Origin of the sequence: Serratia sp. S4 (assembly GCF_000347995.1) — a bacterium.
GTDB lineage: Bacteria > Pseudomonadota > Gammaproteobacteria > Enterobacterales > Enterobacteriaceae > Serratia > Serratia quinivorans.
Genome location: NZ_KB661120.1, coordinates 2,503,943 through 2,518,548 on the forward strand (window position 1 = coordinate 2,503,943; position 14,606 = coordinate 2,518,548).

General features: G+C 59.1%; 11 protein-coding genes. 6 read left to right on the forward strand and 5 right to left on the reverse strand.

All coding sequences use genetic code 11. From position 1 onward, the window contains the following. Positions 1-116: 116 nt before the first annotated feature. Genes SERS4_RS0112540 through SERS4_RS0112555 form a run of 4 tightly spaced genes read right to left on the reverse strand, consistent with a single transcriptional unit; the run spans position 117 to position 3,473 of the window. A complete protein-coding gene (locus SERS4_RS0112540) occupies positions 117-752 on the reverse strand; it encodes an N-carbamoylsarcosine amidohydrolase (RefSeq protein WP_017892745.1) in 636 nt (211 codons plus the stop codon). Positions 753-761: 9 nt separating this feature from the next. Beyond that, positions 762-1,514: an Asp/Glu racemase gene (locus SERS4_RS0112545; RefSeq protein ID WP_017892746.1), complete on the reverse strand. Its 753-nt coding sequence runs from the start codon at positions 1,512-1,514 to the stop codon at positions 762-764. A gap of 16 nt (positions 1,515-1,530) precedes the next feature. Beyond that, on the reverse strand, positions 1,531-2,325 hold the full coding sequence (locus tag SERS4_RS0112550; protein WP_017892747.1) for an alpha/beta fold hydrolase: 795 nt from the start codon (positions 2,323-2,325) through the stop codon (positions 1,531-1,533). After that, positions 2,322-3,473, reverse strand: a complete 1,152-nt coding sequence (locus SERS4_RS0112555) for an FAD-dependent monooxygenase (protein WP_012145039.1) — start codon at positions 3,471-3,473, stop codon at positions 2,322-2,324. Before SERS4_RS0112555 ends, SERS4_RS0112550 begins: the two co-directional genes overlap by 4 nt. A 328-nt stretch (positions 3,474-3,801) precedes the next feature. On the opposite strand from SERS4_RS0112555, the gene SERS4_RS0112560 reads away from it, so the two are divergent. The 6 genes from SERS4_RS0112560 (at position 3,802) to SERS4_RS0112585 (ending at position 13,395) form a co-directional block, all read left to right on the forward strand. After that, the gene (locus tag SERS4_RS0112560; protein WP_012145040.1) at positions 3,802-4,860 is read left to right on the forward strand and encodes a 2,5-dihydroxypyridine 5,6-dioxygenase; all 1,059 of its coding nucleotides are present in this window, start codon (positions 3,802-3,804) and stop codon (positions 4,858-4,860) included. A 65-nt stretch (positions 4,861-4,925) separates the two neighbouring features. Continuing rightward, on the forward strand, positions 4,926-5,399 hold the full coding sequence (locus tag SERS4_RS0112565; RefSeq protein WP_012145041.1) for a MarR family winged helix-turn-helix transcriptional regulator: 474 nt from the start codon (positions 4,926-4,928) through the stop codon (positions 5,397-5,399). A gap of 147 nt (positions 5,400-5,546) precedes the next feature. Further along, positions 5,547-6,089, forward strand: coding sequence for a (2Fe-2S)-binding protein (locus SERS4_RS0112570; protein ID WP_017892749.1), 543 nt, complete (start codon positions 5,547-5,549; stop codon positions 6,087-6,089). Next, positions 6,082-9,657: a molybdopterin cofactor-binding domain-containing protein gene (locus tag SERS4_RS0112575; RefSeq protein ID WP_017892750.1), complete on the forward strand. Its 3,576-nt coding sequence runs from the start codon at positions 6,082-6,084 to the stop codon at positions 9,655-9,657. The genes SERS4_RS0112570 and SERS4_RS0112575 overlap by 8 nt, the downstream gene beginning before the upstream one ends. A 331-nt stretch (positions 9,658-9,988) precedes the next feature. After that, positions 9,989-11,257 (forward strand): HlyD family secretion protein, encoded by a 1,269-nt coding sequence (locus SERS4_RS0112580; RefSeq protein WP_017892751.1) that lies wholly within the window; start codon positions 9,989-9,991, stop codon positions 11,255-11,257. A gap of 2 nt (positions 11,258-11,259) precedes the next feature. Then, on the forward strand, positions 11,260-13,395 hold the full coding sequence (locus SERS4_RS0112585; protein ID WP_017892752.1) for a peptidase domain-containing ABC transporter: 2,136 nt from the start codon (positions 11,260-11,262) through the stop codon (positions 13,393-13,395). A gap of 37 nt (positions 13,396-13,432) precedes the next feature. Here SERS4_RS0112585 and hpxO read toward each other — a convergent pair whose 3' ends face one another. Then, the gene (hpxO, locus tag SERS4_RS0112590) at positions 13,433-14,590 is read right to left on the reverse strand and encodes an FAD-dependent urate hydroxylase HpxO (RefSeq protein WP_017892753.1); all 1,158 of its coding nucleotides are present in this window, start codon (positions 14,588-14,590) and stop codon (positions 13,433-13,435) included. Positions 14,591-14,606: the final 16 nt, after the last annotated feature.

The window sequence follows — 14,606 nt, forward strand, 5'->3', positions numbered from 1 at the left end:
TGATGTCTCCAGGTGGTGCATAGTGGCCTCCGGAGGAGGAGCGTTGTGTGTTTGCTTTCGAGGCGCTTGTCGCGCCTTCTTGATTTTTCAGCACTCCGTGCAGGTGAAACTCTCGATTACAACCGTTTCAGATAAGCGATAGCCTCCTGTTTGGCCACCACGTCGCCGTATTTACTGTCGATGTCGAACAGGTTGGCCTCGTGCGGGCCAGGGTGGCGATCGCCGACACATTCACGTACCACGATGGTGCGAAACCCGTGTTGCACCGCGTCTACCGCGCTGGCACGGATACAACCGCTGGTGGAACAGCCGGCCAGCAACAGGGTATCGACGCCGAGCGCCACCAGCATCGGAGCCAATGAAGTGCCGAAAAAGGCGCTGGCGTACTGCTTGGTCAGCACCACTTCCGTGGCCAGCGGGGCCACCTGCGGGCAGAATGCCGCCAGCGGATTACCTTCCACCATGTCCTTCATAACCGGTGCTTTTTTCACCCAGATCCCACCATTGGCAAAATGCCCTGCATGATAGCGGATATTGGTGTGGATCACCGGAACTCCTGCCAGGCGTGCGGCTGCCAGCAGTGCCACGCTTTCATCGACCGCGCTGACCACGCCGGGGGCGAACAGAGGCGCACCCTCGGTGGTGTAGCCCTGCATAAAATCGATCACCAGCAGTGCCGGACGCTGGCCGAAACCGATGCGGTTGCCCCAAACGCCCTGGTAGTTATCGGTAAGTGAATTATCGGCTGCCATTTTGCCTCCTTAATAAGCGCCGGAAAGCAGGGCCCCGGCACCGGGAACGATCGGTTCCAGCTCCAGTGCGGTCAGCATGGCGTAGGTGGTGGCGATGGCGGCGGTCAGCACCGGCTTGCCGGTTTGCGCCTCCACCGTAGCGACCGCCGGCAAGGACGGCATTTGTACGCAGGCGGACAGCACAATAGCGTCGACGCCGCTGAGATCCATCTCGGCGACAATGCCCGGCAGATTGGCCGGATCGTGACGACCTACCGCCAGATTGTCGGCGATCTCCAGCGCGCGCCAGACCTTGACCTCAATACCTTCGTGCTCGATATAGTTCACCACCATTTGGGTCAGCGGCTTCATGTAGGGGGCCACCAGCGCAATGCGTTTGGCACCCAGCACTTTCAGGCCGTTTACCAACGCACCGGCACTGCTGATCACCGGGGCTGCGGCGTTGTTGTCCTGGGTGACCTGCGCCAGCCTGGCCTGGGACTCACGGTGATAGCCCAGCCCCATCGACATAATGGCCACTAGGCAGGCATAGCCCAGTACGTCAACCTGCGCGTCGGAAAGCTCCAGTGCGCAGCGGTCTGATTCGGCGTCCATCGCCGCCAGCTCCGCCTTGCTGACGTGCTTCATGCGCATGCGGCTGGAGTGAAAGGTAAAGCGTTCCGGACGGATCAACTGGCGTGCGGTCAGCATCGCCGGGATCTCGGTTTCCATCGTGGTGTTGGAACTGGGCACTATCTGGCCGATACGGTAATTTTTGTTCATGACAAAGGCTCCTTGATTAATCCAGAAAATCGCCCAGGGCGCGGAAGAAACCGTCGAAATCGTCCCACGGGATCATATGGCCGGCTTTCTCGACGTGAACCAACGTGATTTCCGGCTGCAACTGACGGATCTCTGCCTCGTCTTGCGGCTGGATCACGCCACCCAGGCCTGCCACCATCAGCAGCGTCGGCATGCGCAGCGCGGGATAATCGCGATGGCTATCGACCTGATGAAAATCTTCATAGGCGCGCTGGATCGCCGGTTCATAGCAGGTGTGCAGCCATTCGGCACGCAGTTGGCGCTGTTGTTCGCTCCAGCTCGGGCAGTAGGCACGCATCTGCTCGGCGTCCATTCCCTGCAATGACTGGCGGATCGAATCCACGTACCAGGGCCATTTGCCTGGGTATTCACGGCGGCCGGGGCCGGAGACCGGCGGATCGACCAATACCAATCGCCGTACGCCATCCGGCTGAAGTGCTGCGGCGCGCAGGGCAAAGCGCGCGCCCATCGAATGGCCAAGCAGGGCGTAGTTTTCCAGTTTTAATGCGGCGGCGAAGGCGTTGACGTCCTCGGCGCAGGTTTCGGCGTCATAGGCCAGATCCGGGCCGCTGGCGGACAGTCCGCGACCACGAACGTCCAGCACGTAGGTGTCATAGCGCTCGGCCAGGCGTTCGGCAACGAAGCCCCAGGTGATCGCCGGGCTGGTGATACCGGGGATCAGGATCAGTACCGGCCCCTGGCCGCCATAGCGCAGGTAGTGCTGGCGGATGCCGTTGGCCTGCACGTTGGCGCCATACAGAAAATGACTCATGCGGCGTTCTCCGATTTCAGCGCCTGTGCGTACAGGTCATAACCGTAGACCCAGGCCGGATCTTCCTGAGTGCGCAGGAAGGTGTTGGCATTAGAGACGGCCTGCACGCGGGAGGCGCGTTCCTTACGGTTGGCTTCATACAGTTGGAAAGCGGTGCGGTAGTCGCTCAGGCCGGTTTCTTGCAGGCAGCGCGCCAGCATAGCGGCGTCTTCGATCGCCATCGCCGCGCCTTGCGCCATGTGCGGTTTCATTGGGTGGCAGGCGTCGCCGAGCAGCACCATGCGGCCTTCGCTCCACAGCGGCAGGGGTTTACGGTTCAACAGTGGCCATTTGGTGACCTGTTCACTGGATTCGATCAGCGCTTGCACAATCGGATGATAACCGGCGAAGGTCTCGTACATTTCCTCGCGGCTGCTGTCGATAAAGCTGCCCTGGAAATCCCATGCCGGGTGTGGCACACCGCTGACGTAGTAATATTCGTCGCGTTTTTGGGTGGTGTAATAGACCATCAGGTGACGATCTGCCGACCACCACTTCACACAGTCTTCAAAGCTCAGATTGTATTTGGCCAGCTTCTCACCGCGGATCAACGCGCGGTGGGCAACCCAGCCGCTGTAGGTTGGCGCTTCTGCCCCCAGCAGATGTTCGCGAATACGTGAGTTGATACCATCGGCACCAATCACGATATCGGCGCTGGCCTGGGTGCCATCGGCAAAGTTCAGCACCACCTGGTTGTCACGCTCCTCAATTTTGCTCAGACACTTGCCAAAATGCACGCTGCCCGGTTGCAGCGCCGCCATCTGCAACGCCTGTAAATCGCCCCGGTGCACCGTCACGTAAGCCGCACCGTACTCTTTACGGGCAAAGGCCCCCAGTTCAATACGCGACAAATAATCACCGCTTTCGGCGTCGCGGCTGAACCAGAAATCCGGATGCGAGGCCATTTGTTCCAGCGGTTGCTCGATGCCGAGACGGCGGAAAATCTTCAGTACGTTTGGCCCCATATGGATGCCGGCCCCCAGGCGGGAAAACACCGGGCTCTGTTCGTACAGGTCGACGATAAAGCCGGCTTTTTGCAGCAGACCGGCGGCGGCGGCGCCACCCAGACCGGCACCGACCACGGCAATGCGTTGTTGTTTGCTCATCATTTTTCCCCTGACTGTTGGTTTTTTACCTGGCATCTGCAGTGATGCCGGATGATCGATTTATAGTGTATACGCTAAATAACGCAAAGTTGCACAAGTGTTAATTTAGATCTGGCTCACGCTAATTGACCAGCCATTACTGTTAAACTCATGTTAACAGCAGGATGTGCAGGGCTTTAAATAGGGTTTTCTTATGGCTGGAAACGGGGGCTTGCTTCCCGATTGATTTTGGTCTAGATATTTAAAAGAGCGTGATCACTTTAATTTGCGCAAAATAACTTCATCGATGCTGGCTGCGTCGACCAACCCTTAGCGAGACAGGAGATACACCATGGCGGTCAATGATAGTCAGTTGGTACAACTGTTCGAGCAGGTGCTTACGCTGTCGAAGGTTGATGCTTCGCAAAGCGTGGCGATCCTGAAAAGTCACTATTCCGATGCGCGTACGGTGCGCGCCGCCACCGATGCAGCACTGCGCCTGGGGGCCAGGGTTTACGCGGTAGAACTGCCGTCGTTCAACCATCCGCGCGCCATGGGCAATGACATGACGGCTTACTGTGGCGATACGGCGCTGACCGGTAACCACGCGGCACAACGTGCACTGGAGGCGGCCGATCTGATTGTCGACACCATGATGTTGCTGCATTCGCCGGAACAGGAGCAGATCCTGAAAACCGGCACGCGCATTCTGCTGGCGGTCGAGCCGCCGGAGGTGTTGGCACGCATGTTGCCTAATGTTGAGGATAAAGCGCGGGTGCTGGCCGCCGCCGAGGTGCTGGAGCGTGCCAGTTTGATGCAGGTGAAGTCTGCCGCCGGCAGTGACTTCCGTGCGCCATTGGGGCAATACCCAACGGTGACCGAATATGGCTATGCCGACGAACCGGGGCGCTGGGATCACTGGCCGAGCGGTTTCCTGTTCACCTGGCCGAATGAAGAACAGGCAGAAGGGGTTTTGGTGCTGGAGGTGGGCGATATCCTGCTGCCGTTTAAAAGTTACGCGCGCGAACGCATAACGCTTGAGATCGACAAAGGCTTTGTGACGCGCATTCACGGCGGCTTCGAGGCGGAGTATCTTCGGGAGTACATGAAGTATTTCAACGATCCGGAGGTGTACGGCATTTCGCATATCGGCTGGGGCCTGCAGCCGCGTGCGCAGTGGACGGCGATGGGGCTGCACGATAAAAACGACGGTATGTGTATGGATGCACGTGCTTTCTACGGCAATTTCCTGTTCTCCACCGGGCCGAATACCGAAGTCGGCGGCACGCGCAAAACCCCGTGCCATATGGATATCGCGCTACGTCATTGCGACATCAGTCTGGATGGCAAGACGGTGGTGGCGGATGGTGAAGTGGTGGCACCGGCGGCATCGCGGGTCAGCCAGAGTTAACTTGCTGCCAAAAGCAGGGGTTTGTACTATTCTCGGTGGTTTCCATTGATGGTGAGAGTAACGCAATGACGCCCCCCGAATACCCGGCTGCAGAGAGCGGCAAGACTGAAAATTATCATTTTACCGAACAGGTCGGGCACCTGCTGCGTAAGGTTTATCAGCGCCATGTGGCGATTTTCCAGCAAAACGTTGGGGATTCGCAACTGACCGCCGTGCAGTTTATTACCCTGTGCGCGGTGCGTGACATGGGCCCGAGTTCGTTGACCGAGCTGGTACAGGTGACGGCGGTCGATCAGGCCACCATTCGCGGCATTATCGAGCGGCTCAAAGCGCGCGAGCTGATTACCGTGATGCCGGATCCTGTCGATCGGCGCAAAGTGGTGGTCGGGCTGACCGACGCCGGTGCCGTGCTGCTGGCGGGAACGCTGCCGCATGCGGCGACGATCACAGAATTAACTTTCGGTACGTTGAATCCGGCTGAACGTATAGCACTGATGTTCCTGCTCAATAAAATGCTGGAAGACCAGCCGCCCGGCTGATTCGCCATCCGCAACTGCGGTTGTCTGGTGAGTGCGGTGGCGGCGAGGCCACGGCCCACAAGAAATACCCCATAGCTTTCAAGCTGAGCGCCCAACGGCGGTTTGAAAGATGACGGGTATAACCAGAGCGCAGGCGGAGACGCAACAATGGCGATAGCTGAAGTGCAATTGCCCAGGGAAGGCGCGGTAAAAACACTGACGGAGCATCCGCTGATGCTGTCAGTCAACGGCGAAAATATTCATACCCGGGTAATGGCGGATACTCCTCTGCTATTGGTGTTACGTAACGATCTGGCGCTCAACGGCCCGAAATACGGCTGTGGCCTGGGTGAGTGCGGAGCCTGTACCGTGTTGATCGACGGCATTGCCGCACGCTCTTGTGTGATCCCGGCGCTGGGTGTTACCAGCCGCGCGGTGACCACGCTGGAAGGTTTGGGCGATCGCGACCGTCTGCACCCGGTGCAACGTGCCTTTATCGAAGAACAGGCCGCGCAGTGCGGTTACTGCCTCAATGGCATGATCATGACCACCAAAGCCCTGTTGGATCGCAATCCGTCGCCCAGCGACCGCGAAATCCGCCAGGCGCTGTCCGGCAACCTGTGCCGCTGCGGCACCCATATCGAAATCCTGCGTGCGGTTCAGCGCGCCATCATTCTCTGCCGCAGTGAGGAAACCTCGCCCCATGACTGACGCCCATTCCTCAGTACCGAGCCAGGCCGAATTATTGCAGCGTCATGGCGCCTTGCTGGTTATCGATCAGATCCAACCGCCGCCGGGGCTGGTGCCGAAAGGCCAGACGCCGAACCTGAAACCCAAAGAGCAGGGGCTGTTTATTGCCATTTGCGACAGCGGTGAGGTCTACGCCTTCAACGGCCATGTTGATCTAGGCACCGGTGTGCGCACCGCATTGGGGCAAATCGTCGCCGAAGAACTCTACCTGCGTATGGATCAGGTACGCATGGTGCTGGGCGATACCGAGAGTACGCCGAATCAGGGCGCGACCATCGCCAGCGCTACGCTGCAAATTTCTGCCGTGCCGCTGCGCAATGCCGCCGCCGAGGCACGTCGCTGGCTGCTGCAACAGGCGGCGCAGCGTTTTAGCGTTGCGGTTGAGCAACTGACGTTGAATGACGGCCTGATTACCAGTCCACAAGGGCCGGCGGTGAGCTACGGCGAACTGGTCACCGGCGTGCATGTAGAACTGCCCGTCTCCGGCGATGCGCCGCTCAAGCCGCAGGCCGAATACCGCCTGGTTGGCACCAGCACCGCGCGCGTTGATATCCCGGCCAAGGCCACCGGCGAGTCCACCTATGTGCACGACATGCGATTGCCGAACATGCTGCATGGCCGGGTGGTGCGGCCGCCGTATGCCGGCTATGACAGCGGTGAGTTTGTCGGCACCAGCCTGCTGACGGTGGACGAGCAGTCCATTGCCCATATTCCCGGCATCGTCAAACTGGTGGTGATCGGGGATTTTATCGGCATCGTCGCCGAGCGCGAAGAACAGGCGATCAAGGCAGCAGAGGCGTTGCAGGTCAGTTGGAAGGACTGGCGGCGTAACCTGCCGCAGATGACCGACGTGGCGCAGGCGCTGCGTGATAACCCGCATTCGACACGGGTGGTGCATGACACCGGCAATGTGGATGCGGCATTGGCCGCCGCCGATCGCCGCTTTACCCGCAGTTACCTGTGGCCGTACCAACTGCATGCTTCGATCGGCCCCTCCTGCGCATTGGCGGACTACCAACCGCAGCAGTTACGCGTCTGGTCAGGTAGCCAGAACCCGCATCTGCTGCGTGCCGATCTCGCCTGGCTGCTGGAATACCCGGAACAGCAGATCGACATTATCCGCATGGAAGCGGCGGGCTGCTATGGCCGCAACTGTGCCGATGATGTCTGCGCCGATGCGGCGTTATTGTCGCGTGCGGTAGGGCGTCCGGTACGGGTGCAGCTCACCCGCGAGCAGGAACACCTGTGGGAACCCAAGGGCACGGCACAGTTGATGGAGGTTGACGGTGGGCTGGACGCCGCCGGTCACCCGGTGGCCTACGATTTCCGTACTTATTACCCGTCCAATGGCGCACCCACGCTGGCGTTGTTGCTGACCGGAATGGTTGAACCGGTACCGGTGGCTTATGAGATGGGGGACCGCACCTCGGTGCCGCCCTATGAATACCCGGAACTGCGCGTCAGCATTGAGGACATGGCACCCATCGTTCGAGCCTCCTGGATGCGCGGCGTGTCGGCACTGCCGAATACCTTCGCGCACGAGTCCTATATTGATGAGTTGGCCATGGCGGCCGGTGTGGATCCATTGGAATATCGGCTGCGTTATATCAAGGATCAACGTGCCACTGAATTGATGCTCAGCACCGCCGAGCGCGCTGGCTGGACGCCGCATACCGAACCGATGCAAACCCCGGCGGAAGACGGTGTGCTGCGCGGGCGTGGTTTTGCCTATGCGCGCTATATTCACAGCAAATTCCCCGGCTTTGGTGCAGCCTGGGCGGCCTGGGTCGCCGATGTGGCGATCGATAAGGCCAGTGGCGAAGTCGCGGTCACACGTATTGTGGTTGGGCATGACGCGGGCATGATGGTCAACCCGGACGGCGTGCGCCACCAGATCCACGGCAATGTGATCCAGTCGACCAGCCGGGTGCTGAAAGAGCGGGTGACCTTCGAAGAATCGACTATTTCCAGCAAGGAATGGGGGGCTTATCCGATCCTGACCTTCCCGGAGGTACCGGAGGTGGACGTGGTGATGATGCCACGGCCCTACGATCCGCCGCTGGGGGCTGGGGAATCTGCTTCGGTGCCCAGTGCCGCGGCCATTGCCAATGCGGTGTTCGACGCCACCGGTATTCGTTTTCGTGAGTTGCCGATCACATCCGACCGACTGCGCGAGGCGCTGAACGGCCCGGATAGCACCCGACAGCAAGCTGCGCCAGCGGCTAAACCCAGGCGCAGTAAATGGTGGTTTGGCGGTGCGGCCGGTATTTTCGGTGCGCTGTTGGGCGTAGCGGCTACGGCACTGCCGTGGCGTGCCGAGATTGCCCCAGTGGCAACCCCTGGTTCGGGTACCTGGTCGGCAGCCACCCTGGAGCGCGGTCGTCAACTGGCCGCCGTCGGGGATTGCGCGGTGTGCCATACCGCCTCTGAAGGGGCGACCAACGCCGGCGGACTGGCAATGGAGACTCCGTTTGGCACCCTGTACAGCACCAATATCACGCCAGATGTGGAGACCGGTATCGGCAACTGGTCGTTTGGCGCTTTTGACCGGGCGATGCGTAAGGGAATCAGCCGCGACGGGCGTAATCTGTACCCGGCTTTTCCTTATACTTCGTTCAGCAAAATGACCGACGGTGATATGCAGGCATTGTATGCCTATATGATGTCGCAGCCGGCGGTCGCGCAGAGCAATCCGGCTAACCAGATGCGTTTTCCGTTCAATATCCGCCCATTGATGGCCGGTTGGAATGCACTGTTTCTGCGTCAGGGCGAGTTTCAGCCGGACCCTGCGCAAACGGCCCAGTGGAACCGGGGCTCTTATCTGGTCAATGGGTTGGGGCACTGTGCGGCCTGCCATTCGCCGCGTAATCTGATGGGGGCGGAAAAGGGGGGCAGCAGCTTCCTTGCCGGGGCGATGGTGGACGGCTGGGAGGCGCCGGCGCTGAACCAACTGGCCACGGCGGAGAAGCCCTGGGATGAAGAACAGCTGTTCCAGTACCTGAGCAGCGGTCATTCCGCCGAGCACGGCGTCGCGGCCGGGCCAATGGGGCCGGTGGTCAGCGAGCTGGCGACGTTGCCGGAGTCTGACGTGCGGGCGATGGCCAACTATCTGATATCCCTGAGCAGTCCGGCTCAATTAAATGTAGAGCCGCAGGTCAAACTGGCCACCCGTCTGCAACCCGCTCTGGGGCAACAGGCCGGTGAACGCCTGTTTCAGGGCGCCTGTCAGGCCTGTCACAGTGCCGCTGCCGGTGGGCCACAGCTGTTTGGCGTCAGCCCGGATCTGGCCAATAACACCAATATTTTCAGTGAGCGACCGGATAACCTGATCAAAGTGATCCTGCAGGGGATTGCCAAACCGGCCACCGCCGATTTGGGCTTTATGCCAGGCTTTAAGGACAGTTTCTCCGATCGGCAGGTCGCGAGTCTGGTGAACTACCTGCGCCAGCGTTATGCCGGTGACAAACCGGCCTGGCGCGATGTGGAAGCGCAGGTGGCCAGACTGCGTGCCAATCCGGGCAGCCATTAACTGTGGTTAGAAAGTGGTGCTAATGCGGCGGCTGAAAAACATTCGGCCGCTGCTAAATAATTTGGTCAAATTTAAGCAATAATCCCTGTAGGTTTATTTCTTCGTAATTAGCGGACGATATAATTCAAATAAATAAGATAAACATATTACTTATTGTTAAATAATGAATTATATTGAAAATTTGGTATATTTACACGTCGATCTTGGTTATTTTAAATTAAGTGAATTTAAGATTTAGGCAGGGCTGACTTTCCCTGCTGTGATTTTCTCGCGCATGGAATAGTCGCGAAAAAATAAAATGATAATCACCGGATTGAAGGTATAACCCCCAATGACAGGACGTCCCCCCCAGCTTTACCGCGAGGGTTATTTTGCCGCCCAGGCCACCAGGGCCGAGGGTGAAGTGATTATCCCCGCCAGCCTCAGCCTGACCGTCTATGCCTGGGTCAGCATTCTGTTGGTGCTGGCCATCTTGCTATTCCTAATGTTGGGCGAATATACCCGCAAAGCGCGGCTGGAGGGGGTGGTGATGCCGTCCAGCGGGTTGATCAAGGTGGTGGCCCGCAGCGCCGGGCAGGTCACCGAGCGGCTGGTGGCGGAGGGGGCGGCGGTCAAGGCCGGTCAGGCGCTGTATCGGCTCAGCGGTGAATATTTCAATGGGCAGGGCGTCGGTACGCTGGCGTCGGTTTCTGATTCATTAAATCGTCAATATCGCATGCTGGAGCATCAGCGTGCACAAGAGCTGGCGACCCGCGTTCTGCAGCAAACCGGCGTACGGCAACGCATCACGCAGCTCAATCAGGAACTGTCCAGTGCAGACGCGGCAATGCTGCTGGTTCAGCAACAGGCGCAACTTTCACATTCGTTGATGGAGCGCTACCGCAAACTGATCGCCAAAGGCTATGTCTCCGAGCTGGAGTTTCAGCAGCAGCGAATGACGCTGTCGACGGCGCAGGAAAAGGTTGAACTCCAGCGACAGGCGCAGCTGCGGCTAAAACGCGAGCTTGCCGCGGCGGCCTCAGAACTGCGCACCCTGGAACAACAACAGCAGGCGCGTGACGCCGAGCTTGAACGTCAGCTACAGGGCATTAAACAGCAGGAGATTGAACTGGGCGGCCAGCGCGATCATACGCTGACCGCCCCGGTGGATGGGCATATCGCCGTGGTACTGGCGCGGGCCGGTCAGACGGTAAAACAAAGCGATCCTTTACTGATGATGGTCGCTGATGATGCACAGTTACAGGTCGAATTGTTTGCCCCAAGCAAAGCGGTGGGGTTTATCAAGCCCCAGCAGCGAGTGGGGTTGCGCTTTGCCTCGTTCCCCTATGAAAAATTTGGCGTGCAGTATGGCGTCACCCGCGCCATAACCGACACCAGCCTCAGCGCCAGCGAGGCGCTGCTGCAAAACCCGATGGTGTGGAAGGAAAACGAAGGGCATTACCGCGTCATCGTAGCCTTGGATAAACCCACCATTACGGCCTATGGGCGGCAGGAGCCATTGCGTGTTGGCATGACCGTGTCTGCGGATGTGGAGCTGGACAGTCGCCGCCTGTACGAGTGGCTGCTGGAGCCATTATGGAGTCTGCAAGGAAGGATCTGAACATGGACGTTACCGAAGTGATTAACTGGGGATGGCGCAAGCGCCTGCCGTTGATTCGCCAGACAGAATCGGCGGAGTGCGGCGTGGCCTGTCTGGCGATGATTGCCGGATGGCATGGATACCGGGTTGATCTGCCCACGTTGCGAGCACGATTTAACGTTTCGCAGCTCGGTATGACATTTTCGCAGTTGATGAGCTGTGCCGAACAGCTGCACTTAAGCGGCCGCGCCGTGCAGTTGGAGCTTGAAGAGTTGCACCTGCTGTCGGTGCCCTGCATTTTGTACTGGGATATGAATCACTTTACGGTACTCAAACGGGTGCGAGGGCAGAGGCTGGAATTGCACGATCCGGCTCGCGGTGCGGTAACCATGAGCCTGCGGGAAGCGAACCGTCACTTTACCGGCGTCGCCATGGAACTGACGCCCACTCACCAGTTTACGGTCAAAGATCAGCGAAAAAAGATCCGCCTGTTCGATCTTATTGGCAAGACTCAGGGCCTGAAATCGGCGCTGGGCAGGATCTTCTGTTTCGCCCTGGCGCTCGAAGTCTTTGCGCTGATTGGTCCGCTGATCAACCAACTGGTGATTGATGAAGTGTTGGTGGCGCTGGACGCCAGCCTGCTGACGCTGATCGTCATCGCCATGTTGCTGATGGCCGCGACCCAAACGCTACTGGAACTGGCCCGGCAATGGGCGACCCTCACCATGGCGGTCAACTTCAACATGCAGTGGACGGCGAACGTGTTTCACCACCTGTTGCGGCTGCCGATTAGCTGGTTTGAGGCGCGCAATATGGGGGATATCAGTGCCAAATTTGATGCCGTCGACACCATTCAGGACACGCTGACCACCACGCTGCTCGAAGCCTTTCTGGATGTGTTACTGGTAGTGGGCACGCTGACCATGATGTTTTTCTACAGTGCCAAATTAACCCTGGTCGCGTTAGCCGCCGCTCTGGTTTATGGCCTGCTGCGGCTGTTTTGGTTCAGTACGTTGCGTAAAGCGGCAGATGACAGTTGGGTCGCCGGCACCCAGGAATCCAGCCACTTTCTGGAGAGCCTGCGCGGGGTGCTGAGCCTGCGGGTCAATGGGGCGCTGACGCCGCGCGAATCGGTCTGGCGTAATCTGAATGTCGCCCGCCGCAATGCTCAACTGCACGAAAGCAAACTGATGATGGTGTACGGCATTATGCAGACCGTTATCGGCAGCGTGGTGGGGGCGGCGGTGCTGTGGCTGGGGGCCAGCGCGGTGCTGGCCGGTCAGTTTTCGGTGGGTATGCTGGTGGCTTATATGTCCTTTCAGGGGCGCTTCTCGTCCAGCATCAATGGTTTAATAGACAAACTGGTCGCGTACCGAATGCTGGATGTTTATAACCAACGGCTGGCGGATATTGTGCTCGCGGCGCGTGAAGATGCGGCGTCACAGGCGGCAGGTGGTGCCAATGGGCCATCAGCGGCCTGTGTCTGGCCGAGCGATCGCCCTGCGTTGAGCCTGGAGCAGGTCAGTTTTAAATACGCCGGAACCGAACGTGAGATCCTCTCGCAGGTCTCGTTGCAAATCATGCCCGGTGAGGTGCTGGCGCTGGTTGGTGCCTCTGGTTGCGGCAAGACCACGCTGGCCAAGCTGGTACTGGGGCTGTATCCGCCGACCGCCGGGGTGATCCGCACATTGGGCATCGAGCACCGGCAGGGGGATTATCAACAGGTTCGCCAGCATATCGGCGTGGTATTGCAGGAGGACCAACTGTTTCGTGGCTCCATTGCCGAAAACATGACGTTTTTCTCTTCCCGGGTTGATCAGCAAAAGCTTGGCGAATGTGCTCGTCTGGCGCAGTTGGAACAGGACATCGAAAAACTGCCGATGGGTTACCAGACGTTAATCGGCGAAATGGGGGGAACCCTGTCCGCCGGGCAGAAACAGCGCTTACTGTTGGCGCGGGCGTTGTACAAGCAGCCACAGTTGCTGATCCTCGATGAAGCCACCAGCCATTTGGACGTTAATAACGAAACGCTGATTGGCCAGACTTTACGCCAGCTTGGGTTACCCATTTTACTGATCGCCCACCGGCCGGAAACCATCGCCACGGCGGACCGGGTGATCGAACTGGCGGCGGGGCGCATCCGCACTTTGAGCGTTTGACGGTAAAGCCTTGCCTTGCCACAGAGGATGGGCAGAGTCAGGCCAGCGGTCCGCCCATAATGGTTTCTTGCATACCAGAGAGAATGCGCTCGCCGGTTTCGCTTTTCAGTTCTTCGTACCAGCCATGGGTGATCGCCATCTCTTTGCCGTGGGTGACATCACAGCGCTTGCGCGCCTTCAGCACCAGGTCCTTCACCCGGTGGCTGCGTTTTTCCTGATAACGCAACAGCGCGTCTTCAATGCCGAGCGAGTTGGTTTGTAAGGCAATCGCCAGTACCACCGCGTCCTCCATCGCCGCACAGCCGCCCTGGCCGATATCCGGCGTGGTGCTGTGCCCGGCGTCGCCCAGTAATGCCACACGCCCGCGCACCAACCGTTCGAAAGGTTCGATATCATGGATCTCAATGCGGTTGATGGTATCGGGGGCGAGCGCGGCAATCAGTTTCTGCACCGGCTCGGCCCAGCCGGCAAAGTAACGCTGTAGATCGGCGCGCGCCGTGCTGCGGTCTTCCGCCAGCCCGGTGGGCAGAGGGACATCGAAGAAATAGTAGAAGCGGTTGTCGGAGACGGGCATCAATGACACCCGCTTGCCTTCACCGACAAAGGTGGTCCACTGGTCGGCGGGGGCGATGGACTCATCAATGGCTACCAGCCCGTTCCAGTTAACGTAACCGGCATAGCGACGATCCACCCCGTGGCCCAGCACATAAGGGCGAATGGCGGAATGAGTGCCGTCGGCGGCGATCAGAAAATCACCGCTGGCCTGGCTGCCGTCTTCAAACCAGGCGGTCACGCCCTGCGAAGTTTCTTCAATGCCGCTGACGCGTTTGCCGAAATGCACCCGATCGCGGCCGTAGGTGTCCAGCAACATCGCCTGTAGCTCGGCTCGGGCCACCGGGTACGGCCGTTCGCCAACGCTGGCGATCAGCGGATCCAGGCTAAAGCGCGTCAGGGTCTGGCCGTGCAGGTATTCCTGATAGGCCATGTAGTGCATCGGGCCGCCGAGCGCGCGCAGCGGTTCTTTCATCCCCAGATAATTAAGGCATTTTACGCCGTTGGGCCAGATGGAAATGGCGGCCCCGACCGGTTTGATTGCTTTGACCGCTTCAAAAACCTCGGTGTCGATACCGACACGCTGTAATGCGATGGCGGTACACAGGCCGCCGATGCCGCCACCAATGACAATTGCTTTCATCTGCTTCTCCCTCATA

What these genes read in the sequence shown, in the direction of transcription:
- SERS4_RS0112540 (WP_017892745.1), bottom strand. Translation starts at nt 752, where the DNA reads ATGGCAGCCGATAATTCACTTACCGATAACTACCAGGGCGTTTGGGGC.
- SERS4_RS0112545 (WP_017892746.1), bottom strand. Translation starts at nt 1,514, where the DNA reads ATGAACAAAAATTACCGTATCGGCCAGATAGTGCCCAGTTCCAACACC.
- SERS4_RS0112550 (WP_017892747.1), bottom strand. Translation starts at nt 2,325, where the DNA reads ATGAGTCATTTTCTGTATGGCGCCAACGTGCAGGCCAACGGCATCCGC.
- SERS4_RS0112555 (WP_012145039.1), bottom strand. Translation starts at nt 3,473, where the DNA reads ATGATGAGCAAACAACAACGCATTGCCGTGGTCGGTGCCGGTCTGGGT.
- SERS4_RS0112560 (WP_012145040.1), top strand. Translation starts at nt 3,802, where the DNA reads ATGGCGGTCAATGATAGTCAGTTGGTACAACTGTTCGAGCAGGTGCTT.
- SERS4_RS0112565 (WP_012145041.1), top strand. Translation starts at nt 4,926, where the DNA reads ATGACGCCCCCCGAATACCCGGCTGCAGAGAGCGGCAAGACTGAAAAT.
- SERS4_RS0112570 (WP_017892749.1), top strand. Translation starts at nt 5,547, where the DNA reads ATGGCGATAGCTGAAGTGCAATTGCCCAGGGAAGGCGCGGTAAAAACA.
- SERS4_RS0112575 (WP_017892750.1), top strand. Translation starts at nt 6,082, where the DNA reads ATGACTGACGCCCATTCCTCAGTACCGAGCCAGGCCGAATTATTGCAG.
- SERS4_RS0112580 (WP_017892751.1), top strand. Translation starts at nt 9,989, where the DNA reads ATGACAGGACGTCCCCCCCAGCTTTACCGCGAGGGTTATTTTGCCGCC.
- SERS4_RS0112585 (WP_017892752.1), top strand. Translation starts at nt 11,260, where the DNA reads ATGGACGTTACCGAAGTGATTAACTGGGGATGGCGCAAGCGCCTGCCG.
- hpxO (WP_017892753.1), bottom strand. Translation starts at nt 14,590, where the DNA reads ATGAAAGCAATTGTCATTGGTGGCGGCATCGGCGGCCTGTGTACCGCC.